This is a genomic window from Sphingopyxis sp. OPL5, from assembly GCF_003797775.2.
In the GTDB taxonomy this organism is placed as follows: Bacteria; Pseudomonadota; Alphaproteobacteria; order Sphingomonadales; family Sphingomonadaceae; genus Sphingopyxis.
In genome coordinates, this window is the sequence record NZ_CP060725.1 from 3796713 (window position 1) to 3818260 (window position 21548).

The window sequence follows — 21548 nt, forward strand, 5'->3', positions numbered from 1 at the left end:
CCGTGCTGCTCGCGATCGATGTCGGCAACACCAACGCCAAATTCGCGCTGTTCCGGGGAACCGAGCTGCTTGCGCGCTGGCGCATCGCGACCGACGATCGCCGCACCGCCGACGAATATATGGTCTGGCTCGACCAGTTGCTGCGTATCGAGGGGCACGACCGCAGCCAGGTCGATGCCGTGATCATCTCGACAGTCGTCCCGCGCGCTCTGCACAATCTGCAGCTGCTTGCGCATAAATATTTCGGCGTCGACGCGCTCGTCGCGGGCCGCGAGCCGGTGACCTGGGGCATCGCGCTCAAGGTCGACGAGCCGCGCTCGGTCGGTGCCGACCGCGCGGTCAACGCGATTTCGGCGCAGGCGCTCGAGCCGGGCAAGGACAAGCTGGTCATCAGCTTCGGCACCGCGACGACGCTCGACCATATCGGTCCCGACGGCGCCTATCTCGGCGGCATCATCGCGCCGGGCGTCAATCTGTCGCTCGAAGCGCTGGTCGCTGCCGCTGCCAAACTCCCGCGCATCGCGATCGAGGCGCCCGCCAGCCCGAGCGTCATCGGCCGCACCACCGAAAGCCAGATGCTGATCGGCGTCTATTGGGGCTATGTCTCGATGATGGAGGGTCTGATCGCCCGCCTGAAGGCCGAAATCGGCAAACCGCTCACCGTGATCGCCACCGGCGGCCTCGCAACCCTGTTCGACGAGCAGGCACATCTGTTCGACCGCATCGACCCCGACCTCACTCTCAATGGATTAATGCATTTGTACAATCAACGGAACGCGGCATGACCAAACCCGGCAAGGAACTGCTTTTCCTCGCGCTCGGCGGCTCGGGCGAGATCGGCATGAACGCCAATCTCTACGGCTGCGACGGCAAATGGATCATGCTCGATCTCGGCGTGACCTTCGGCACCCATGATTATCCGGGCATCGACATCATCATGCCCGACCTCGAATTTATCGAGGACCGCAAGAAGGACCTGCTCGGCATCGTCCTGACCCACGGGCACGAGGACCATATCGGCGCCTTGCCCTATCTCGCCGCCGACCTCGGCGTGCCGCTCTATGCCAACCGCTTCACCGCGGGGCTGATCGCGGGCAAGCTGATCGAGGAAGGGCTGGAAAAGCAGGTCAAGGTCCATGTCGTCGACATCGACGCCCAATTCCAGCTCGGCCCCTTCGGGATCCGCTTCGTGCCGCTCGCCCACTCGATCCTCGAGATGAGCGCGGCGGTTATCGACACGCCCTATGGCCGCGTCTTTCACACCGGCGACTGGAAACTCGACGACGACCCGGTGCTGGGCAAGCCGTCGTCGGCGGCCGCGCTCACCAAGCTCGGCGACGAGGGCATCGACGTGCTCGTCGGCGATTCGACCAACGCCTTCAATCCCGAGGCGTCGGGCAGCGAAGGCGGGCTGTTCGACGGCCTGCAAGCCGCGGTCGGCGCGGCGAAGGGCCGGGTGATCGTCACCACCTTCGCTTCCAACGCCGCGCGGCTCAAGACGCTGGGCGAAGTCGCCAAGGCGACGGGGCGCACCCTGTGCGTCGCGGGCCGCTCGCTCGACCGCATCCTCGGCGTCGCGCGCTCGGTCGGCTATCTCAAGGATTTCCCGCCGACGGTCGATTTCGACGAGGCGATGCGGCTGCCGCGAAACAAGGTGATGGTGATCGCCACCGGCGGGCAGGGCGAACCGCGCGCCGCGCTCGCGCGCATGGCGTCCGACAGCCATCAGATCAAGCTCGAGGCCGGCGACACCGTCGTTTTCTCGTCGAAACAGATCCCCGGCAACGAAGTCGCGATCGGGCGGATCATGAACCAGCTCGCCGCCAAGGACGTGCTGACCGTGACCGAGAAGCAGGCGCATATCCATGTCAGCGGCCACCCCGGCCAGCCCGAACTCGCCGCGCTCTATGGCTGGCTCCGCCCCAAGCTCGTGGTGCCCGTGCATGGCGAGATCCGTCACATGCACGAACAGGCGCGCTTTGCGCTCGAACGCGGCGTGCCCGACGCGCTGATCCAGGAAAATGGCGACCTTGTCCGCCTGGCGCCCGGTCCGGCGAAGATCGTCGAGCGCGTTCACTCGGGCCGCCTGATCCTCGACGGCGATGTCATCCTGCCCGCCGACGGCGAGACGATCAACGAACGGCGCAAGCTGTCGGTCAACGGCCATATCACCGTCGCGGCGATCTTCACCAAGGGCAAGTTCACCGAAAGCGCGGTCAGCTATCGCGGCGTCCCGGTCGAGGACGATCGCGAGGCGTTCGTGGACGAGATGCGCGAAGCCGCCGCAATGGCGGCGCGCGCGCCCTCCAAGGATCGCGACAAGCAGCGCGAGGCGATCCGCCTCGGCGTCCGCCGCATCGCGACCGACTGGACCGGCAAGAAACCGGTGGTCGACGTCATGCTGGTCGACCTGTAAGGAGCGGCACCATGAAATGGACTTCCGCGCTCGCGATCTTCACTTTGTTCTGGGTGTTCAGCGCCTTTTTCGTGCTGCCCTTCCACGGCCGTCGGGCCGAGGACGAGGCCGCGCCGCTGATCGCGGGGCAGGATCGCGGCGCCCCCGCGACCTTCCGCCCGAAGCGCGTCCTCGCCCAGATGACGATCGCGGCGGCGGTCTGCTTCGCCATCTATTATGTGGCCTATGTGAACGGCTGGGCCGACCCCAATGTGCTGAGCGGGCGGGCTTAAATCACCCCGTCATTGCGAGGAGCTGAAGGCGACGCGGCAATCCAGAGCTTGCGGTAATGCCCTGGATTGCGTCGCTTCGCTCGCAATGACGCGTTCTATCCCCGCAACCGGTCGATCGCCTGCGCCAGCGCGACATAGAGCTTGCCGATATCCGACGACAGCAGGGTGACGCTGATCGCCGACCCGTCGCGCGCGCCCATCAGCAGCCGCAGCATCGCCTCGAAATCGTGGATGAACTGGTTCACCGAGGCGTGGAAGGCGTCGTCGTTCTGATAGACGCGCAGGATTTCCTTCGCCTCGCTATTCTCGACCAGCTTGACCGCCCGCCGCGCGAACACCCCGCGGTCGCCCTTGAGATAGGCGTCCCATGCGGTGTCGCTGACTTCGCTCGACAGGATCTTGGTGACGTCGATCGCGGTCGATTTCAGCGATTCGGTGAGCAGGCCGACCTGCTTCGCCAGCGAATCGCGGTCCGACGCCGCGATCGCCTGTTCGGCCTCGGCGGCGCGCGCCTCGACATTGGCGCTGGTGTCCATGATCGTGATCAGCTGGCGCATCAGCCGGTCGGTGGCGTTGTTCGCCGCCGCGACCGCGCGTTCGGACGCTTCGCCGATCGCGTCGAGCTGGCTCATGATCTCGGTGCGGAACGCCGCGTCGATCGCCTCGGTGGCGGTCGACTGCATCGCCTCGCGCGCGCGCGCCACAAGCGCTTCGAGCGTCTGCTGCGCCTGGCTTGCGGCCGACTCGGCGGTCTTGCGTACCTCGCCCAGCGTCGCGATCATCCTGGCGCCGCCCTGTTCGGCGAACTGGTCGGCCCCGTCGCGCAGCCTGGCGAGCGCGGTATCGGCCTCGGCGAGCGACGCGTTGATCCGTTCGACCAGCGCCTGCTGGCTTTCCGCATGACCCGTCATCTGGGTTTCGTTCGACGCGAGCGTCGCCTGCACCGCGTTGACATGCGACAGCGTCGATTGCGCGACAAGTTCGGAGGCTTCGAGCATCGGGCGCAGGTCGCCGAGCGTCGTGCGGGTCACCTTGCCGTGCGACGCGATGCGTTCGAGCGCGTGCGGCAGCGATTCGTCGAGTTCGCGCGTCACCGCGTCGAGCGCGAGCAGCAGCGATTCGGCGTGGGTGATCAACTGGTGCGCGGTGCCGTTGCCGGCCTCGGCCTGTTGCATGAACGCCGCGAGCTGCGACTTGGTGTCGTCGATGGCGCGTCCGATCACGCCGGCGCTCGCCGAAACGCTGACGTCGAGGAACTCCAGCCGATCGCCGATTTCGGCGACGTGCCCGGTGACCTGCGCGGCCAATTGCTCGCTCGCCTCACCATGCGCCGCCAGGCGTGCGCCGATAGCGTCGCTCGCATCGCGTGCGACCGCGAGCCGGTCGTCGAGCTGACCGGCGGAGGTCGCGACGCCGTCGCGGAACTGCTGCCAGGTCTCGCCCAGCCGCGCGCCCATTGCATCGACGGTCGAGGTCAGTTCGTGGTGCAGCGCGGTCGCGACCTGCGTGATCTGTGCCAGCGTCGTTTCATGCGCGCCGGTCACCTGTGCCGATACGGCGAGCAGGTCGGTTTCGGCCTGCCGGGTCCGCGCTTCGAGCGATCCGATTGCGTCGTTCAGCGTCGCCGCTGACGTTTCGCCGGTCTGCGCGGCCTTGACCGCTTCCTCGGCGAGCGCGGCGAGCTTGGCCTCGAGGCTCGCGCCCTGCTGGTGCGCGACGAGGCCCGCCTCACGGAAATTGCCTGCGAGCCGCTGCGCGACATCGTCGATGCGCGGCAGGCCCGCGAGCAGGCCATCCATCCGCTGCATCGCGACATCGCTCGACCGTGCGAGCTGGTCGTGAGCGTTGGCGATCACCGAGGCATTGGTGGCCAGCTTGTCGCTGCTTTCGGTCAGCCGCGCGACGGTATCGAGTCCGAGCTGCTGGACGGTCGTCGCCTGTTCGGCAAGCTGGCGCTGTGCATCGGCCAGATGGAGTCCGAGCGAGTGCATCGACTGGTTGAGCGCCGCATTCTCGTCGCGCAGCGCGGTCGCGACGCGGGCGAAACGTGCCTGTTCGGATCGGCTCGACCGCAACAGTGCCATCCACAGCACCGCGAGCAAGGTCAGCGGCATCGCGATGGTGGCGACTAGCGCTGGCCATTCAGCCATCGTCGGCGCGCGCGCGAAGCTGTCGGTTGCCGCCGCAGCGGCGAAAACGGTCCAGACGAGCCCGAGCAGGATCAGCAGGGCAGGGGCGATGCGGTCGCGCCAGGCCGACGGACTTGCCGTCGCGTCCTCGACGTCCGCTTCGCCGGCGAGCGCCGACATGTCGAGCCAGTCGCGTTCGGCGGGCGCGGGCGCCTCTGCCTCGGGCACGACCGCGCCCGCTGCCACCGGCTCCGCCGCCTGGCTGTCCGTATCCGGATTTGCCGCGGATTCCCGCCACAAACCGACGATTTTTTTATCCCCCGTCATAGTCGCATCTTAGCAGCAAATGCCCGCCATGAAACGGAAACTTAACCATGGACTGTCAAGGCTGTGGAATGTCGTTCGATAGCGGCCCTCTTGATCGGTATCTGAACGCGGCGGTCGGCGACGATCCCGCGATGACGCTCGACCTGCGCAACGCGTTCACCGGCAGCGCGCGCGACCTCAGCGACCTGATGCGCCGCGCCCGCTGCGACGCCAACTGGAACGTCGCGGCGCTTCGCCTGAAGGGGCTCGCCGCCACCTTCGGCATCATCCCGCTGATCCAGCTCGCCGAAGCCGCGATGGCCGGCGCCCCCGGCGATCCGGCGGTCCTGCGCGAAATCAACCAGGCGATCGACGCGATCGCCTGAGCCTTATCGACGAACGGGGTTCAATCGCCGTTCAGCCGCCCCCGGTCATTGCAAAATCAACCGGGCCTGTCTTGCCATGGCAACGTCGGAGGTTTAGCCGCGTTTAGAGCGCGGTCGAACCTGCGCGTGCCTATGCGCGCGGCGGCCGAATCGAAGGAGAGATTTCAGATGTTCACCCGTTTCCGCTCGATGCCCGCGACGGCCATGGCCGCTGTGCTGGGCTGCGCGCTGATGGCGATGTCGGCCACCCCCGCAGCGGCGCAGGACAAGCCCAAGAAGGAAAAGAAGAAGGGCAAGGAAGAAGAAGCCAAGAAGGGCACGACCATCGCAGCGAGCAAGGCGTTCGGCCCCTCGGTCAAGAAGATGATAGATGCATATAATGCGAAGGATGCCGCGGCGCTTCAGGCGGCGCTAGCCGAGGGTGAGGGCACTGCGTCGACCACCGAGGACAGATACTGGATCGCTAACTACACGCTCCAACTCGGCATCCTCAACAAGGACAAGGTGCTGCAGGGCAAGGGACTCGACGGGATGCTGGCGTCGGGCATCACGCCCCCCGAAAGCGTTGCGACCTATAATTTCTTCTCGGGGCAGTTCGCCTATCAGGACAAGGATTATGCGAAGGCGATCCAGCGGCTCGAGGCCGCCAAGGCCGCCGGCTCCAAGGAACCCGCGATAGACCTGTTCATGGTCGACAGCCTTTTGCAGACCAATCAACTCGACAAGGCGGTTGAGTTGGCGAAAACCTCGATCGAGGCCACGCGCGCCGCCGGCCAGCGGCCGTCGGACGAGCTCTATGTCCGCCCGATCCAGAAGCTGCAGGCGGCGAAGCGCAACGATGAGGTCGTCGACATGATGACGTTGCGCCTGCGCGACTACAACCAGCCCGAAGTGTGGCGCCAGACGCTGTTCATCCTGTTGCAGCAGTCGGGCGACAACAAGGAAATCGGACTCGACACGCTGCGCCTGATGCGCGCGACTGGGGCGATGCTCCAGCGCCCGGAATATCTGGAATATGCGGCGCTCGCGACCGAAGCCGCGCTGCCGGGCGAAGCCGTCGCGGTCATCAAATATGGCAAGGACCGCAAGGTTATCCAGGCGACCGACGCCAAGCTCGACGAAGTCCTCAAGACCCAGAGCGAACGCATCGGCGACGAGGAATCGACGCTGACCGCTTATGCCGCGAAACCCTCGACGCTTTCGGTCGCCAAGACCGCGGGCGCGACCGGCGATGCGATGGTCGGCTACGGTCGCTATGCCGATTCGATCCCGCTGTACAAGGCGGCCCTCGCGGCGGGCGGCGACAAGGAATTGTGGACCTATCGCATGGGCGTTGCGCAGGCGCTGGCCGGCGACGCCGCCGGCGCCAAGGCGAGCTTTGCATCGGTGGTCGGCCCGCGCAAGCGTCTCGCCCAGCTGTGGACGGTGAAGATCGACACCCCGGCGGCGGCTCCTGCGGCGGCAGCTCCGGCTCCGGCGCCGACCAACTAAGGGGCTCCGTACCCAAACGAAAAGGGCGCCATCCCGGCGGGTGGCGCCCTTTCTCATGTCTGGTTCGAAACCCCGTCAGGGTTCGACGGGGATCCCGGCGAGTTGCTTCGCGGTGCGGATCGTGAGCGAGGTCTTGACGCTCGTTACATTGGGCGCCGAGGTCAGATGGGCGGTCAGGAACGACTGGAAGCTCTGCAGGTCGCGTGCGACGACCTTGAGCAGGAAGTCGATCTCGCCGTTGAGCATATAGCATTCGCGCACCTCGGCGAGCGCGCCGACATAGTCCTCGAATGCCTTCAAATCGGATTCGGCCTGGCTGCGCAGGCTGACCATCGCGAACACCGTGATGCCATAGCCGAGCTTGGCGGCGTCGAGGTCGGCATGATAGCTGCGGATCACCCCCGATTCCTCGAGCGCGCGCACCCGGCGGAGGCACGGCGGGGCGGTCAATCCGACCAGTTGGGCGAGTTCGACATTGGTCATCCGCCCGTCCTTCTGCAGTTCGTGCAGGATTTGCAGGTCGATCTGATCGAATTTCTGGCTCGCCATATTGTAACTTCCGCTTCCCTCTGGAGGCGCTGACCATAATAATATTTCAGGCGATTGCAATTGTCCCACAATGCGACGCGGTTGGTTAAGGCGCTTTCATGACCGGATGATTCACGCTAGCCGGTAAATATCTGCTAACCAACCAACGGGGTGGGGGCCCGCACCGCGTGACAGCCGACACGATGATCGCGACCATATTGCGTCAGGCGCCGGCCGACCGGCGAACCTGTGTCGCGGCCTGGCGTCAACTCTCCGATATTCTCGCGCAGCGCGGCAATCAACTGGCCGATGACGATATTCGCCGCTCGCTTCACGCGCTCGCGGTCTTGCGCCCGCAAATTCCCGAAAATGTCCGCCGCGACTGCGCCAGGTCGATCGCGCGCCACAGCCGGTTCGCGCCGATCGTCGCGCTCTACGCCAACGACGTGCCTGCGGTGTCGCTCGCGATGCTGCGCGACGCGCAACTGGCCGAGGCCGACTGGCTCGCGCTGCTGCCCGCGACCGGCCCGATGGCGCGCTCGTTCCTCGCCGCGCGCAGCGACCTGCCGCAAGGCGTCAACCGCGCGCTCGCCAGCCTCGGCGCTGCCTCGGTCGCGCTGCCACAGCCCGACCGGATCGCGGAACCGGAGGCAGCAACGGCCGAGTCCGCGCCCGAACCCCAACCGGCTTCGGCGCCGGCGCCCGACACCGAACCGAGCCAGATCAGCGAACTCGTCCGCCGCATCGACAAATATCAGGCGGGCCGCGGCCAGCCGTCCGCCGCGTCGCGCCCCGCACCCGTCGCGCGCGAATCCTTCCTCTTCGAAACCGGTTCCGACGGCGTCATCCACTGGGTCGAGGGTGTCCCGCGCGGCGCCGCGATCGGGCTGTCGATCGCCGAGGCGGCGTTCGGCGGCGAACCCGGCACCGACGGCGTCGCGGCGGGGGCGTTCCGCCAGCGCGCCGAAATGATCAACGCGCGCATGATCCTCGAAGGCGCCGAGGCCGACGCCGGCGAATGGCGTTTCTCGGCTTTGCCCTGGTTCGACCACGTCAGCGGCCAGTTCCGCGGCTATCGCGGCAGCGCGCGGCGCCCGCATCGCAACGAAATTCCCTACGGCCTGCCCGCCGAGGACAATGCCGGCGATTCGATCCGCCAGCTGATCCACGAACTGCGCAGCCCGTTGAACGCGATCTCGGGCTTCGCGCAGATCATCTCGGGCCAGATGTTCGGCCCCGTCAGCGGCGCCTATCGCGCTATGGCCGACACGATCGTCGCCGATGCTGCGGCAGTGCAGGCGATCATCGACGATCTTCAGACGGCGACCCAGCCCGCCCCGACGACGGTGGCCCCCGCCAGCGGACACAGCGACATCGAGGCGATCACCGCGCAGGTCGAACGCGAGCTCGCGCCATTGTTCGCCGAGCATGGCGTTGGGGTCAGCATCTCGCGCGTCGGCGGGCCGTTCCACGCCGCGGTCGAGGATATCAGCGCGCGGCGGATGATCGGGCGGCTGATCACCGCGCTGGTCGATGTGTTCGAATCGAACGCGACGCTCGTCGGGCAATTGGTCACCGATCCGGCGAAAACGGACGAACTTCAGCTCCGGCTCGTTCGCCCGGTCGCGATCCGTTTCACGCCCGCCCGCGACCTGCTCGACCCCAGCTACAGCCCCGAGGGCGACGCGCCGGGCGCGGCGATTCTCAGCCTCGGCTTCTCGCTGCGGCTCGTCGACAGCCTCGCCCGCGCGGCGGGCGGTCGTCTCGATATCGGGCATAACGCCTTGACCTTGCACCTTCCCTCCGCCACCCCGGCGTCTGCCCTGGATCCGATGGTCCAGCAGCATGAAGACTGATCGGGGCAGGGCACCTCGTGCAGGGGAAGAGCTCGGTGGAACGAGCGGATAATCTGTTGAAGCCACCCGCGGCGTCGGATCTGGTCCGCTTGCGACCGGACGAAAGCCCGCGCTTCTGGGTGACCATCGATACCGAAGAGGATTTCGACTGGTCGGCGCCCTTCGCGCGCACCGGTTATCGGCTCGATTCGGTCCCCGCGCTCACCGATTGCCAGGCCTTTTTCGAAAGCGCCGGGGTCGCGCCGATCTATCTCGTCGATTGGCCGATCGTCGCCGACGACCGCGCCGTCGCGATCCTCGGCGCCGCGCGCGCGGCGGGGCGGTGCGAGGTCGGTGCCCAGCTCCACCCATGGGTCACCCCGCCGCACGACGAAGTGGTCAGCGCCTACAACAGCTACACCGGCAACCTCCCGCCCGACCTGCAACGCGCCAAGATGACCGCGCTGCGCGACGCGATCGCGGCGCGTTTCGGCGCGGCACCGACGGTGTACCGTGCCGGTCGCTATGGTGTCGGTCCCGACAGCGCGGCCATGCTCGCCGACCTTGGCTTCCGCTGCGACACGTCGGTGCGCTCGGGCTTCGATTATCGCCCCGGCCACGGCCCCGATTATCGCGCGATGCCGCTCCATCCCTGGTGGGTCGAGACCGGCGGACAGCGCCTGCTCGAAATGCCGGTGACGACGCTGTTCGGCGGCCTGCTCGGTCCGGTCGGGCGCTGGCTCTATCACCGCACCTCGTCGAACACCCGCGCGGCGTTCGCGCGGCTCGGCCTCGCCGAACGGATCGCGTTGACGCCCGAGGGCATTCCCGCCGCGAAGGCGTGCGCGGCGATCGATCTCGCGGTCGCGGCGCGGCTGCCGGTGCTCAACTTCTCCTTCCATTCACCGTCGCTGCAACCGGGCAACACGCCCTATGTCCGCACCGACGCCGACCTGGCGGCCTTCTATCGCTGGTGGGATGTGGTGCTTGGCCATCTCGCAAAACGCGGGGTCGAACCGACCACCGCGGCGGCGATTCTCGATATGGCGCAACGTTAGGCATCAGCGCCCTGATCGCGCTTGCCAAGCCTCGCCGCGCTCCGCTATCGCCACGCCATCCCCTCGGGGGCCTGTAGCTCAATGGTAGAGCCGGCCGCTCATAACGGCTAGGTTGCGGGTTCGAGTCCTGCCGGGCCCACCATTTTCTATTGTCGGGGAGAGGTGGGAGTTCGGCCATGGGAACGCGCGGCGGCAAGGTCGCTTTCGCTCTGACGCCGATCATCGCCTTTGCCCTTTTTCCGTTGACGATGGACCTGTTTCTCGGCCCCTGCTTTTTCGAAGAAGGCTGCGGTCCGGATGAGACCCTGTGGGTGGCCGGAGCGTTGCTGGCTGCGCTGGGGTTCTCCGTCGCCCCGGCTTTGGCGATCCGTGCGACCGTCAACCGACTCAGTCCGTCCCAGCCGGGCTAGCCCACGGCATTTCCCTTGCAATATGCAACCCATTTCGCTCTTTTGGGCGCGACAAGGGGAGAGAATTGATGGCGAAGAAGCGGACGATCCTGCTGGGCGGGCTGGCCATCGTGGCCATCATCGCCGGAACCGTCGCGGTCCGCACCGCGACCTTCGAGCCGGCGAACATCGCAGACGGCAGCGACGTGCGGCTTGCCGCGGTTCCCGCTTATGATCTGGACGCCGCGGTCGCGCATCTGAGCGCTGCGGCGCAGTTCCTGACCATCTCGCACCAGGACCCGGCCGAGAACCAGATCGCCGAATGGGATAAGCTCCATGCGTGGCTCGCGGCGACCTATCCCGCGACCCACGGCACGATGACACGGACGATCCTGCCCAACCGGACGCTCGTCTATCACTGGCCGGGCAGCGACCCCGCGCTCGCGCCGATCATCGTCATGGCGCATCAGGACGTCGTGCCGGTGACCGCGGGGACCGAAAAGGACTGGAAATACCCGCCCTTTGCCGGGACGATCGCCGAGCAGGCGGTGTGGGGCCGGGGCACCGTCGACGACAAGGGCTCGCTGATCGGGCTGTTCGAGGCGACCGAGGCGCTGGCGAAGGTGGGCTTCAGGCCGAAACGCGGCATCTATCTCGTTTCGGGCCACGACGAAGAAGCCGGTGGCACCGGCGCGATCGCGGCGGCGGCGAAGCTCAAGGCAGAGGGGGTGAAGGCGATCTTCACCCTCGACGAAGGCAGCCTCATACTCACCGACACCCCGGTCATCGATGGTCCCGCGATCATGATCGGCATCGCCGAAAAAGGCTATGCGACGCTGCGCGTCACCGCCAACGCCCCCGGCGGCCACAGTTCGATGCCGCCCGCCGAAACCGGCGTCGAAACGCTCGCGAAGGCGGTGCTCGGGATTACCGGCGATCCCTTTCCGATCGAATTGCGCGGCCCCGGCGCGGCGATGATCGGGGCACTGGCGGCAAAGAAGGGCGGCACGACCAGGATGGCGGTCGCCAACCCCTGGCTGTTCGCGCCGCTGCTGAAGCGCCAACTCGGCGCGACGCCCTCGACCGCCGCGGCCTTTCACACCACCATCGCCCCGACGATGCTGGAAGGGAGCCCCAAGGAAAATGTCCTGCCGCAATCAGCCAATGCGCTGATCAACTATCGCATCGCGCCGTGGAACAGCTCGGCCGACGTCATGGCGCGCGCGCGGGCCGCGGTCGGCGATGCCAAGGTCGACCTCGCCTGGGTCAAGCCGCCGCGCGAACCGTCGCGCGTGTCGTCGACCAGTTCGCCGGGCTGGAAATGGATCGCCGCCGCAGCGCGCGCCGACGCGCCGCAAGCGGTGCTCACGCCGACGCTCGTCGTCGCCGGCACCGACAGCCGCAGCATGGAAGGGGTGTCGCAGGATGTGTACCGTTTCATGCCGATGCATTTTTCGCTGAAGGAAACGGCGATGATCCACGGCACCAACGAACATATGGCGATCGACAGCTTCCAGCGCATGATCGATTTCTACGCCCGGCTGATCGCGACGTCGGCTGGCTAGGGGGCGGACGGGCCGGCCGGGATAGACATCCCGCGCCAGCCTGTTAAAGGCGCGACGGCGTCGGGGAGTGGCGCAGCCCGGTAGCGCGCTTGCTTTGGGAGCAAGATGTCGCAGGTTCGAATCCTGTCTCCCCGACCATTTCCACTTTTGACGTGTTTCCCGGCGCTTGGCGTCGGCCCGCCATGGTCCGGAGACGCGGCGGCATGGCTTCGCGCACGACCCGCGCGCGACACAACTTCCCGTAGCGAGCCAACCCACCAGCATATCCGGACGTTCCCTATCCATAAGGCATAGCGCACAAATTCCCCGGTGAAGCGATTCCTGCTGTCCCGTCGCGCTTGCGACTCGGGGCGACTCGGAGGGGCGTCGGTCGAATGACCGGGGTCAAAATCGGCATCGCGGCGCTCGAAAGAACCCGAACTTTGTTGGGTCCGTTTTGGCAAAGCGCGGTAACGCGTTGATCCACTGGTTAATGTCCTGAACTGAGACAGAAGCGGCCCTCCAGTATTCACGATAGTCGGACGTTTTTTTCACGATGTCGGGACGACCGCCCCGCAGTTAGTTGACACAAGATTAAGGATTGGTTCTGCGAGGGGGAGCCAGGCGGAAACTGTCGCACCGCTTTGGACGACTAATGGGGCATTGATCGCCAGGGCGATCGGGGGCCACCGGCCGAGTAACGGCCACGCAAACTAACCATAGAGCTTTTGTCGACGGGCTTCGGCCTGTTCGGCGGAGTTGCGGCTGCGTCCTTGCGGGCAAAGCCCAATCTCGGGGCCGTCGGCCCCGCCGCAGGTTCGTGTCCAATCCCGGCGCGAGCAGGTGGATGCGTGGCGAGCGATCGCGGCGCAACAAGGGGCCGGTTTCCATCCTGTGGGGAGGGGGACGGTCTTCCGGGAAAGCTACGCCGGCCCGCCGGGTCGGTTCAACATGTGGAGATAGTCATGAAGACCCTTTTTGCTGCTGTTTCGGCCATTGGCCTGCTTGCTTCGACCCCGGCCTTTGCGCAGACGAGCGCGACCGGTGAAATCCTGCTGAGCGCGACCGTCGACAAGGCGTGCGGCGTTGGCAACCACAAGTCGGGCGCCGCTTCGGACGCGGCTTGGGACCAGGCCGACATCAGCGTCAATCTCGCAAACGCCAACGGCCAGTTCGCGGGTCAGACCTTCACCAACCGCAGCTTCGGCAACGTGTGGTGCAACGGCGCCGCCAACGTGACGCTGTCGGTCGGTGCACTGACCAGCACGTCGTCGAGCGCCGATACCAGCTCGTTCACCAATCGTTTCGACGTCGTCGTCGTCACCGACGCTGGTGTCTATGTCGGTGCGGGCCAGGATGCGACCCTGAGCACGGTTGGCGAAGCTAGCGGCGTCAAGAGCCTGACCGGCGCGACCGGTGGTGCATTCGAAACCGGCCTGCGTGCCTTCGGCGGCGCCGACTCGATCCAGGTCGTTGCCGACCCGTCGAACCGTCGTGCGGTTGCTGGTGACTATAACGGCTACGTCCGTTTCACCGCCACCGCCATCTAATCGGCATTCCCCGCCCGTCTGTTATCGCGCCTCTTGGTGTCGATGACAGGCTGGGCGGGGAACGCTTTCGGATCGCATCCAGCGGACATCGGATTTTATGCGCGGATTGACCATCACCTTGCACCGGGCCTCTGCCCTGCTGCTCCTGCTCGGCGGGATTGGCGGGGCGGCGACCGCTTCGGCGGGCGAACTCGGTGTGGCGGCGTTGGGCACCGGCTATACGTCATCCGACGCGCCGCTGGGTGCGCCGACCGAATTGCGGATCGATCTGCGGGGCGAAGTCAGCGCCCGGTGCCGCATGGCATCGCCGCCGATGCTCGCCGCGGACCGACTGGACTTCAATCGCCAGGGCGATGCCAAGGCGCATTTCGGTCTCGATTGCAACGCGCCGTTTCAACTGCGCGTACGGTCCGGGGAAGGCGGGTTCGTCGCCGAGCATGGTCTCGAAGGCGTGGCCCGGCGCATCCCTTATGAAATTTCGGTCAACGTGGACACCGACTCCGGGGCAAATGCCCTGGGCTGGTGCCGCGCCGACCAATTGTCCGATCAGCAAGGTTCGGGCTGTGCCTTTGGCGGAGGAGAGGGGTGGTCGTCGGGTGACGCCACCGCCATCAACCGGTCGGGCACGATGAGCCTGCGCTGGAACGGTCCCGGTGCGACCGACGACCCGGCCCTTGGCCGGTATCGCGACACCATCGTCGTCGAATTGGCGGTGCGGGCATGACCATGAATTTTTCACCGGTCGGTGAGATCATGGCGGCATCGCTAGCCGCCGAACAGCACGTCCGCCTCGCGGATGAGTATAGGAGAAGATCGTGAAAACCACCCTGCTTCGCGCATTGGTGCTGGGCGCCACGGTGTATGCGGTTCCTGCCATGGCGCAGGACAGCGACACCTTTACCGTCAAATCGCAAGTCGCGCCCTTTTGCTCCGAACTGTCGATCAGTTCGACTCCGATCAACCTCGGCAGCTTGACCGGCGCGACGGGGCAGATCGTCAGCGATTTCAGTGGCACCGACGAGCGCGAACTTGCGGCGAGCTTCTATTGCAACGCACCGTCGAAAGTCACGATCACGGCCGACCCGCTGCGGCACGACACCGTGACGTTCGTTTCTGACTCGGCGTCGTTCACCAATCGCGTCGACTACACCGCGACGCTGGTCTGGGACGATGTCACGGGCAACGTCACCAGCACGGCCGCGTCGGGCCAGGAAATCTCCGCACCCGAGGCGAATATTGGTCAGATGAAGCTGACGCTTTCCAATCCGACCGTGGCCAACAATCTTCGTCCCGTCGCGGGCAGCTATAACGGTCAGGTTCGCCTCACCGTTTCGCTCGCCCAGTGATGCTGATCTTGTTTGGGAGTGACGATATGTTCCATCGCCTCAAATTGGTGACCGTCGGGATCGCAGCGCTTGCTGTATCCGGCGTTGCCCATGCGAATGAAGTTTCCGCCGAGATCGAGCTCGGGTCGACCGTGATCGGCGCCTGCAGCCTGGGATCGCCCAACGTCACCGAGATCAACCTCGGCGATCTGTCGGGTCCTGACGGCCTCCTCGCTGCGTCGCTTAAGGTGCCTACGACGGTCGGTACCGCAGTGATCGCCGACGCCTGGTGCAACACCTCGCACCGGCTGACGATCGAGGGGCAGCCGATGACGCTTGAGACCGCGAAGCCTTATGCCCAGCCCGCCTACATGACCCGTCACATCACTTTTGATGCGAAGCTCGTCGGATGGGCGGCACCCGTCGGCTTTCGCCCGCGCAGTGGAAGCGACCAGGCATTCCTGGAATGGCCCGAAGCGCGCGCAGCGCCTGCGGCGGGGCTGCGGCTCGATATCTCGAAACTTGAGACGCTGACCGCAGCGCGGGCCGAACAGCCCAATCTGATGCTCGAAGCCGGCAGCTATCGCGGCCGCGTCACCGTCACTTTGGCGACGAACTGAGATGTCGGCTCGTCCTCACCTTTCCGCATGCCATGGAGGAACCTCCGTCATGAAATCCATTTTGATCCTCGGCGTCGCTGCACTGGCGACGCTTGCAACACCGGCGGCGGCGCAGGACAGCGCTTCGGTCGATGTCATCGGCACCGCCGAAGCCTTCTGCAGCCTGCCCAGCACCTGGCAGTTCGCGTCTTCGACGAACAATGTCAGCGCGTCGCAGTTCAGCGGCAACACCTGGACGATCCCCTCCGCGCTGGTGGCTGACAGCGCCGGCAATGCGGTTCAGTCGACCGCCGAGGTCGCGATCCGCGTCCGCGGTCAGGCGGCGTGCAACACCACGCACACGATCACGGTGACCAGCTCGAACGGCGGACTGGCCCATGATGCCTCGTCGGGAAGCCCGCCCGCTGGCTTCGTGCGGATGCGCCGGATGACCTACAACGCCAATTGGCGCGACCAGAGCTGGGGCGTTCTGAACTTCGTGCCGTCGGCGCCCGGCGATAGCCGGACCTACGATCATGGTTCGCGCGTTCCGCCCGGCGTGCGCGACTTCGACGTCCGCATGGGCTTGCTGCGCGACCCCACCAACGCCCCGATGCTTGCTGGCACCTACACCGATCAGCTGACCATCACCATTTCCGTGGCGGGGTGACGGCATTCAGCCATGTCAGTGGCACGATTGATACCGAAGTGAATTGGGGGGCAGGCGTCGTGGTTTCGACGCCTGCCAAATTTCGTGTTGCCGGCAAGGCGGCACTTTTGGGGGCAAGATGCTTAAGTTGAAGTCGTTGTTCGTTGCCGCCGCGTTTGCGGCCATTCTCGGTTTGTTTTCCGCCGCCGCACAGGCGGCGATGACGGTTCAGCCGGTCATCCTCGACTTGCAGATGTCCGGGCGTCAGATGGGCGGGCAAATCCGCGTGGAAAACACGGGTACCAACCCGCTTCCGGTCGAAATCCGGTTGGTCGAGGCCGACTTGCTGCCCGACACCGTCAAGGCATCCGATCGCCTGACCGACGACCTAGTCGCCTTTCCCGCGCAGGCCATCATCCCCCCCGGCGCGACCCAGTCGTTCCGCATCCAATATGTCGGCGACCCCGAGGTCGATCGCAGTCGCCATTATTATGCGGAGGTTTCGCAATTGCCGGTCGAAGTCCCCGGCGGCCAGTCGACGATCCAGGTGCTCTATAATTTCCAGGCGATGATCAATGTCTCTTCGATCGTCGCGGGCGAGCCCAAGCTGACGATCGAAAGCGCGGAAATCGTGCGCCCGGTCGCGGATGCTCCGGCACGGATCGCCTTTACCGTGCATAATACGGGCAAGAATTACGGCTATATCAGCAGCGGGTCGCTCACCCTGATCCAGCGCGATGCCGGCGGCAAAGAGCTTTTCCGCCGGTCGCTCAACAGCAGCGACGTGCAGCAGATGATCGGTTTCGGCCTCGTCGGCCCCGAAACCAGCCGCAAGTTCGTGGCGCCGATCGATCTTGAAAACCCGGAAGGCACTGCGGAAGTGCTGACGTCCGGCCGGTCGCGTTGATTCCATCGTGCGAGGGGGCGTTCGGCGATCTTATCGATGGGGGGCATGCCCCTGGGCTGTTGCCGCGGCACTGGCTTTCACGCTTCCGGTCGACGCGGCGGAGGTGCGGGACGCTTCGCGCGCGCCGCTGAATCCGGATCCGCGCTCGGCACCGATTGTTCCTTGGGACCACGGCAGGGCCATTTTTCCGCCGGCGACGCGATCGTGCGAACCGCTGTCGCTGAGGACCTGTGTCCCGCGGATGCCTGTCGTGCGCGCGGGCGAGGAAGCGTCGTTGCCGCCGCCACCCGCGACCCAGGGCGTATCATTGCCCTTCGGCTCGGTCTCGGCCGCCGCGATGCAGGCGACCGACGAAGTCCGCCTGAACAGCACCGGGCGGACCATGACGATCGTCGTTCCGGTCAAGGACGGCCCCAATTATGTCGGTGACATCGAAGTCCAGATCACCTCCGATGACACGATCCTGATTTCGGTCGACCGGCTTGTCGAACTGCTCACGCCGCGGCTCGATACCGCGCGGCTCAGCGAATTGCGGGCAACACCGTCGGACCAGGGCTTCGCGCCGCTTTCGCTGTTCGAGCAACGCGGCGTCCCGCTCCTGTTCGACAAACGAACCCTCGAACTGACGCTCAGCATCGCGACCGCCGACCGGGCGTTGCGCACGATCGGCCTCAGCGACCTCGATCCCGCCAAGATCGGCGAGTTTGCGACGCCGGAGAAATTCTCCGCCTATGTCAATATTCGCGGATCGCTGGATTATGTCCACAAGGGCGGCCAGACCGGCCTCGGCGATCCTTTCCTGTTGTTCGACAGCGCCACGCGCATCGGCAAGTTCGTCGTCGAGTCCGAAGGCGAATATAACGGCCAGCGAAGCAGTTTCCGCCGGACCGGATCGCGGGTCGTCTACGACGATTCCGACCGTCTTGCGCGGTGGACCGCGGGCGACCTGCTTTCGGAAAGCCGGGGCTTTCAGGGCGCCGTCGACATCGCCGGTATCGGCATCGCGCGCAGCTATGCCTTGCTCGACCCGCAACGCAACGTCGCGCCGCGCGGCGGCCGCACCTTTTCGCTCGAACGCGATGCGACGGTCGAGGCGATCGTCAACGGCCGCACGGTGCGGACGCTCCGCCTGCAGCCGGGCACCTATAATGTCAGCGATTTCCCCTTCGCGCAGGGTGGCAACGACGTCGAACTGGTGATCGTCGACGACACCGGGCGCCGCGACGTGATCGCCTTCACGACCTTCATCGAACGCAGCCAGCTCGCGCAGGGACTCTCCGAATATAATCTCAACATCGGCGTGCTCACCGCCCGGACCGACGGGCTCGATTACAGCAACGATCTCGCGGTCTCCGGCTTCTACCGCCGCGGTCTCAACGACAATCTGACCCTCGGTGGCAATTTCCAATATGCCAACAAGGCGTATCTCGTCGGCGGCGAAGCGGTGCTGGGTACCGACTGGGGCACGATCGGCGGCGATGTCGCCTACAGCTATATCCCGTCGACCGGCAGCGGCTGGGCGGCCAATTTCTCGATCGAGCGCGTGACCCAGGCCGCCAACGGCGGCTCCTCGCTCATCGCCACCTTTGAAACGCGAAGCCGGCGGTTCGGCGCCGTGGGGCAATTGGCCGCCGACAATCCGTACAGCTTCAACGCCACGGTCAGCTTTAACCGCTCGCTCGGCCGCGCGTCGTTCCTGGGGGCGCAGGCCCGCTATTCCAAAGGGCGCGGCGCCTTTGCCGACGAACGCTCCATTCGCCTGAGCGCGGGGCACCGGATCGACCTGTCGACCAACGTCGTCATCGACGGCGAATGGAGCCGCGGCGCGCGCGGCGACGACAAGAGCGTCCGGGTTTCGCTGGTCCGGCGTTTCGGCGCCCGCACCTCGGCGCGCGCCGAATATGACAGCCGCGACGACCGCGTCCGGCTGGGGATGCAGAGTTCCGGCGGCTATGGCGTCGGGGCGTGGAGCGGCGTCGCCAACGTCGATGTCGCGTCGGACACCTACAGCGTCAACGCGAGCGGCAATTATGTCGCGAACCGCGCCGATGTCGGCCTCGCCCACACCGCGGCCTATTCGCAGCAGAGCAACAGCATCGTCGATCAGCGCACGTCGCTGCGCGTCGCGTCGTCGATTGCGTTCGCCGGCGGATCCTTCGCGGTCGGGCGTCCGATCAGCGACAGCTTCGCCATCATGCGCCCGTATAAGGGCGGCAAGGGCCTGTCGATCGAGGTCGAGCCGTCGCAGGGCAGCTATCAGGCGCGCTCGGGGACGTTCGGCCCCGCGCTCTATGGGCAGGTCGGTTCCTATTCGCCGCGCACGCTGACCTATGATGTCCCCAATGCGACGGCCGGCCTCGACCTCGGGACCGGATCGATCCGCATGTATGCGCCCTACAGGTCGGGATATGTCGTCGCCGTGGGATCGGATTACAACGTGATGGCAATCGGCCGTCTGACCCTCGGCGGCGAACCGCTGGCGCTCAAGGTCGGACAGGCGATCGAAATCGGCGGAGAGCAGCGCCGGGTCGAACTGTTCACCAACCGGCAGGGCCGGTTTGGAATCAGCGGGCTGCGGCCCGGTCGCTGGCGGATCGAAATGAACGATAGCCCGCCGATCATATATGAACTGGATATACCGGAAACCGATTCCGGCATCGTGCGCATCGGCGATGTCAATCCAGCGGATGAAAGGTGAACGGCGTGAAAAACTTCGCGATGGCCCTTGCGGTCGCTCTTCCTCTGGCCGCATTCGGCACCACCGCCGCCGCGCAATGCGTGACGGTCGATCCGGTGATCATACCCGACGTCCGCGTCGATCCGCTCGACGCGACGGGCGCGGCACAGGTCATGCAGCCGGTCACGATGATGTTTCGCCGGGTCGGGGTCGGCAACGCGCCGATCACCGTGACGTACCAGATCGTCGACGAGGATTCGTCGGTCCGGTCGCGCGTCGGCGTGACGGGCGGGCCGCAGCTGGAATGGCGGAGCGACGATTCGGGCCGCAATATCGGCGCGACCCGCAGCGAAGCCTATGCGCTGTTGCGGTCGGGATCGGTCACGATCGGCGCCGACGACAACAGCCAGCAAGCGACGCTGCGGCTGTTCCTGACCAACCTGCGCGAAGATCTGCCGGCGGGTGTCTATCGCGAGCAGTACACGATCCGCTATTGGTGCGCCGACCGCGATAGCTCGATACCCGAGGAAATCCCGGGCATCGTGACCGTCACGGTCCAGGTGCCCAATGTATTGAGCGCGAATGTCGCGGGCGCATCGACCCAGGGCGAAATCGATTTTCTCGATTTTTCGACGCTGACGCGGTCGCTGTCGGTCTCGGTCCGCAGCACCGGACGCTTTGCCGTCACCGCGCGCAGCGTCAACGGCAGCGTGATGCTGCGCGAAGGCGCCGCCGGCACCGACAAGGCCGACCGGATTCCCTATGTGGTTCGTTTTGGCGGTCGCGCGCTGGCGCTCGATACCGGCGCGGGCTTCACCAATCCGCGCGCCGGGCTCGCCGGCCAGCAGATTCCGCTCGAGGTCGTCGTCGACGATGTGTCGTCGAAACGCGCCGGAGCCTATAGTGATACGCTGATCCTGACGCTCGCCCCGGTGACCTGATGAGGGTCACCCGCTCAACGCGTCAATATTTGACTTCCATCCGCAGGCCGAGGCGGTTGATCGTTGCCGGATCATCGCCGAGGTCGAGCGCCAGCTGGCGGAAATGAAAGCCCGCATGGTCGGAATCGGACAGTACCGTTTCACCGGTCGCCGAAAGCGGGATCCGATCGGAATCGCTGATCACCGCCGCCTCGGGCATGTCGACCGGATGCTGGAGGATGACGCGATAGCCGCGCGGCGAGTTGCACAGTTCCTGCGACATGCCCAGGTTGACGACGCCATCGTTCGACGGAGCGCCCAGCGTCGGCAGCAACTCGACGTTGCAATATACCGGAACATGCGCGCGCAGGTAAATAGTCTTGCTGACGCTCCCCACAGTCGGGGTCGACGAAAGCGCGACGACGGCAAGCATCGCGGCCCCGGCAATTCGATTCTTTCGCAACATTGGCGTTCTCAACTCCTGTTCGACACCGGGGGTCTAATGCGAAATAGTTAAGAAGGGATTGGAAGCAGGCCGATCAGGCCGGGGCGACAGGGTGTTGCGCG

At 65.8% G+C, this 21548-nt stretch carries 20 protein-coding genes and 2 tRNA genes; 19 read left to right on the forward strand and 3 right to left on the reverse strand.

All coding sequences use genetic code 11. The features are described 5' to 3' along the window. The first annotated feature begins 2 nt into the window (after positions 1–2). The 3 genes from EEB18_RS18310 to EEB18_RS18320 are packed head-to-tail and all read left to right on the forward strand — an operon-like array spanning position 3 to position 2688. Positions 3–785 (forward strand): type III pantothenate kinase, encoded by a 783-nt coding sequence (locus tag EEB18_RS18310; protein ID WP_056351317.1) that lies wholly within the window; start codon positions 3–5, stop codon positions 783–785. Next, on the forward strand, positions 782–2416 hold the full coding sequence (locus tag EEB18_RS18315) for a ribonuclease J (RefSeq protein ID WP_187140201.1): 1635 nt from the start codon (positions 782–784) through the stop codon (positions 2414–2416). Before EEB18_RS18310 ends, EEB18_RS18315 begins: the two co-directional genes overlap by 4 nt. Before the next feature lie 11 nt (positions 2417–2427). Beyond that, on the forward strand, positions 2428–2688 hold the full coding sequence (locus tag EEB18_RS18320; RefSeq protein ID WP_187140200.1) for a DUF1467 family protein: 261 nt from the start codon (positions 2428–2430) through the stop codon (positions 2686–2688). Positions 2689–2783: 95 nt separating this feature from the next. On the opposite strand, the gene EEB18_RS18325 is transcribed toward EEB18_RS18320, so the two are convergent. Next, positions 2784–5063, reverse strand: a complete 2280-nt coding sequence (locus tag EEB18_RS18325) for a hypothetical protein (protein ID WP_262407997.1) — start codon at positions 5061–5063, stop codon at positions 2784–2786. A 149-nt stretch (positions 5064–5212) separates the two neighbouring features. Here EEB18_RS18325 and EEB18_RS18330 point away from each other — a divergent pair, with 149 nt between their 5' ends. Together EEB18_RS18330 and EEB18_RS18335 are read left to right on the forward strand one after the other, a co-directional pair. After that, complete coding sequence (locus tag EEB18_RS18330; RefSeq protein WP_056351331.1) at positions 5213–5509, forward strand: hypothetical protein; 297 nt, start codon at positions 5213–5215, stop codon at positions 5507–5509. A gap of 168 nt (positions 5510–5677) precedes the next feature. Then, on the forward strand, positions 5678–7000 hold the full coding sequence (locus tag EEB18_RS18335; RefSeq protein WP_187140198.1) for a tetratricopeptide repeat protein: 1323 nt from the start codon (positions 5678–5680) through the stop codon (positions 6998–7000). Positions 7001–7075: 75 nt separating this feature from the next. Here EEB18_RS18335 and EEB18_RS18340 read toward each other — a convergent pair whose 3' ends face one another. Beyond that, entirely contained in the window at positions 7076–7549 is a 474-nt protein-coding gene (locus EEB18_RS18340; RefSeq protein WP_056351336.1) for an Lrp/AsnC family transcriptional regulator, read from the reverse strand. A gap of 167 nt (positions 7550–7716) precedes the next feature. On the opposite strand from EEB18_RS18340, the gene EEB18_RS18345 reads away from it, so the two are divergent. The 14 genes from EEB18_RS18345 (at position 7717) to EEB18_RS18410 (ending at position 21002) form a co-directional block, all read left to right on the forward strand. Then, the gene (locus tag EEB18_RS18345) at positions 7717–9384 is read left to right on the forward strand and encodes a histidine kinase dimerization/phospho-acceptor domain-containing protein (protein WP_262407998.1); all 1668 of its coding nucleotides are present in this window, start codon (positions 7717–7719) and stop codon (positions 9382–9384) included. Positions 9385–9503: 119 nt separating this feature from the next. Continuing rightward, positions 9504–10421: a polysaccharide deacetylase family protein gene (locus EEB18_RS18350; RefSeq protein WP_262407999.1), complete on the forward strand. Its 918-nt coding sequence runs from the start codon at positions 9504–9506 to the stop codon at positions 10419–10421. 67 nt (positions 10422–10488) lie between these two features. Continuing rightward, positions 10489–10563 (forward strand) — tRNA-Ile (locus EEB18_RS18355). Between the two features lie 34 nt (positions 10564–10597). Continuing rightward, positions 10598–10831 carry a hypothetical protein gene (locus tag EEB18_RS18360; RefSeq protein ID WP_187140196.1) on the forward strand — a complete coding sequence of 78 codons (234 nt, stop codon included), beginning with the start codon at positions 10598–10600 and terminating at the stop codon, positions 10829–10831. A 68-nt stretch (positions 10832–10899) separates the two neighbouring features. Continuing rightward, positions 10900–12375, forward strand: a complete 1476-nt coding sequence (locus EEB18_RS18365) for a M20 family peptidase (RefSeq protein ID WP_187140195.1) — start codon at positions 10900–10902, stop codon at positions 12373–12375. Positions 12376–12436: 61 nt separating this feature from the next. After that, positions 12437–12513: transfer RNA gene (locus EEB18_RS18370), tRNA-Pro, on the forward strand. A gap of 806 nt (positions 12514–13319) precedes the next feature. Then, positions 13320–13904: a hypothetical protein gene (locus EEB18_RS18375; RefSeq protein WP_187140194.1), complete on the forward strand. Its 585-nt coding sequence runs from the start codon at positions 13320–13322 to the stop codon at positions 13902–13904. 106 nt (positions 13905–14010) lie between these two features. Next, positions 14011–14628, forward strand: a complete 618-nt coding sequence (locus EEB18_RS18380) for a hypothetical protein (protein WP_187669023.1) — start codon at positions 14011–14013, stop codon at positions 14626–14628. A gap of 91 nt (positions 14629–14719) precedes the next feature. Beyond that, positions 14720–15250 (forward strand): hypothetical protein, encoded by a 531-nt coding sequence (locus EEB18_RS18385; protein WP_156377818.1) that lies wholly within the window; start codon positions 14720–14722, stop codon positions 15248–15250. 26 nt (positions 15251–15276) lie between these two features. After that, positions 15277–15849: a hypothetical protein gene (locus tag EEB18_RS18390; RefSeq protein WP_156377819.1), complete on the forward strand. Its 573-nt coding sequence runs from the start codon at positions 15277–15279 to the stop codon at positions 15847–15849. A 49-nt stretch (positions 15850–15898) separates the two neighbouring features. Continuing rightward, on the forward strand, positions 15899–16498 hold the full coding sequence (locus EEB18_RS18395) for a hypothetical protein (protein WP_056351356.1): 600 nt from the start codon (positions 15899–15901) through the stop codon (positions 16496–16498). A 118-nt stretch (positions 16499–16616) separates the two neighbouring features. Then, positions 16617–17384 (forward strand): molecular chaperone, encoded by a 768-nt coding sequence (locus EEB18_RS18400; RefSeq protein ID WP_187140192.1) that lies wholly within the window; start codon positions 16617–16619, stop codon positions 17382–17384. Between the two features lie 241 nt (positions 17385–17625). Next, positions 17626–20082 carry a fimbrial biogenesis outer membrane usher protein gene (locus EEB18_RS18405; RefSeq protein ID WP_187140191.1) on the forward strand — a complete coding sequence of 819 codons (2457 nt, stop codon included), beginning with the start codon at positions 17626–17628 and terminating at the stop codon, positions 20080–20082. A gap of 5 nt (positions 20083–20087) precedes the next feature. Next, positions 20088–21002 (forward strand): hypothetical protein, encoded by a 915-nt coding sequence (locus EEB18_RS18410; RefSeq protein WP_187140190.1) that lies wholly within the window; start codon positions 20088–20090, stop codon positions 21000–21002. Positions 21003–21024: 22 nt separating this feature from the next. Here EEB18_RS18410 and EEB18_RS18415 read toward each other — a convergent pair whose 3' ends face one another. Further along, positions 21025–21447: a hypothetical protein gene (locus tag EEB18_RS18415; protein WP_187140189.1), complete on the reverse strand. Its 423-nt coding sequence runs from the start codon at positions 21445–21447 to the stop codon at positions 21025–21027. Between the last annotated feature and the right edge of the window lie 101 nt (positions 21448–21548).

Coding starts and splice junctions, on each gene's coding strand:
- EEB18_RS18315 (WP_187140201.1), top strand. CDS start 782: ATGACCAAACCCGGCAAGGAACTGCTTTTCCTCGCGCTCGGCGGCTCG.
- EEB18_RS18320 (WP_187140200.1), top strand. CDS start 2,428: ATGAAATGGACTTCCGCGCTCGCGATCTTCACTTTGTTCTGGGTGTTC.
- EEB18_RS18330 (WP_056351331.1), top strand. CDS start 5,213: ATGTCGTTCGATAGCGGCCCTCTTGATCGGTATCTGAACGCGGCGGTC.
- EEB18_RS18335 (WP_187140198.1), top strand. CDS start 5,678: ATGTTCACCCGTTTCCGCTCGATGCCCGCGACGGCCATGGCCGCTGTG.
- EEB18_RS18340 (WP_056351336.1), bottom strand. CDS start 7,549: ATGGCGAGCCAGAAATTCGATCAGATCGACCTGCAAATCCTGCACGAA.
- EEB18_RS18360 (WP_187140196.1), top strand. CDS start 10,598: ATGGGAACGCGCGGCGGCAAGGTCGCTTTCGCTCTGACGCCGATCATC.
- EEB18_RS18365 (WP_187140195.1), top strand. CDS start 10,900: ATGGCGAAGAAGCGGACGATCCTGCTGGGCGGGCTGGCCATCGTGGCC.
- EEB18_RS18375 (WP_187140194.1), top strand. CDS start 13,320: ATGAAGACCCTTTTTGCTGCTGTTTCGGCCATTGGCCTGCTTGCTTCG.
- EEB18_RS18390 (WP_156377819.1), top strand. CDS start 15,277: ATGTTCCATCGCCTCAAATTGGTGACCGTCGGGATCGCAGCGCTTGCT.
- EEB18_RS18395 (WP_056351356.1), top strand. CDS start 15,899: ATGAAATCCATTTTGATCCTCGGCGTCGCTGCACTGGCGACGCTTGCA.
- EEB18_RS18400 (WP_187140192.1), top strand. CDS start 16,617: ATGCTTAAGTTGAAGTCGTTGTTCGTTGCCGCCGCGTTTGCGGCCATT.
- EEB18_RS18405 (WP_187140191.1), top strand. CDS start 17,626: ATGCCTGTCGTGCGCGCGGGCGAGGAAGCGTCGTTGCCGCCGCCACCC.
- EEB18_RS18415 (WP_187140189.1), bottom strand. CDS start 21,447: ATGTTGCGAAAGAATCGAATTGCCGGGGCCGCGATGCTTGCCGTCGTC.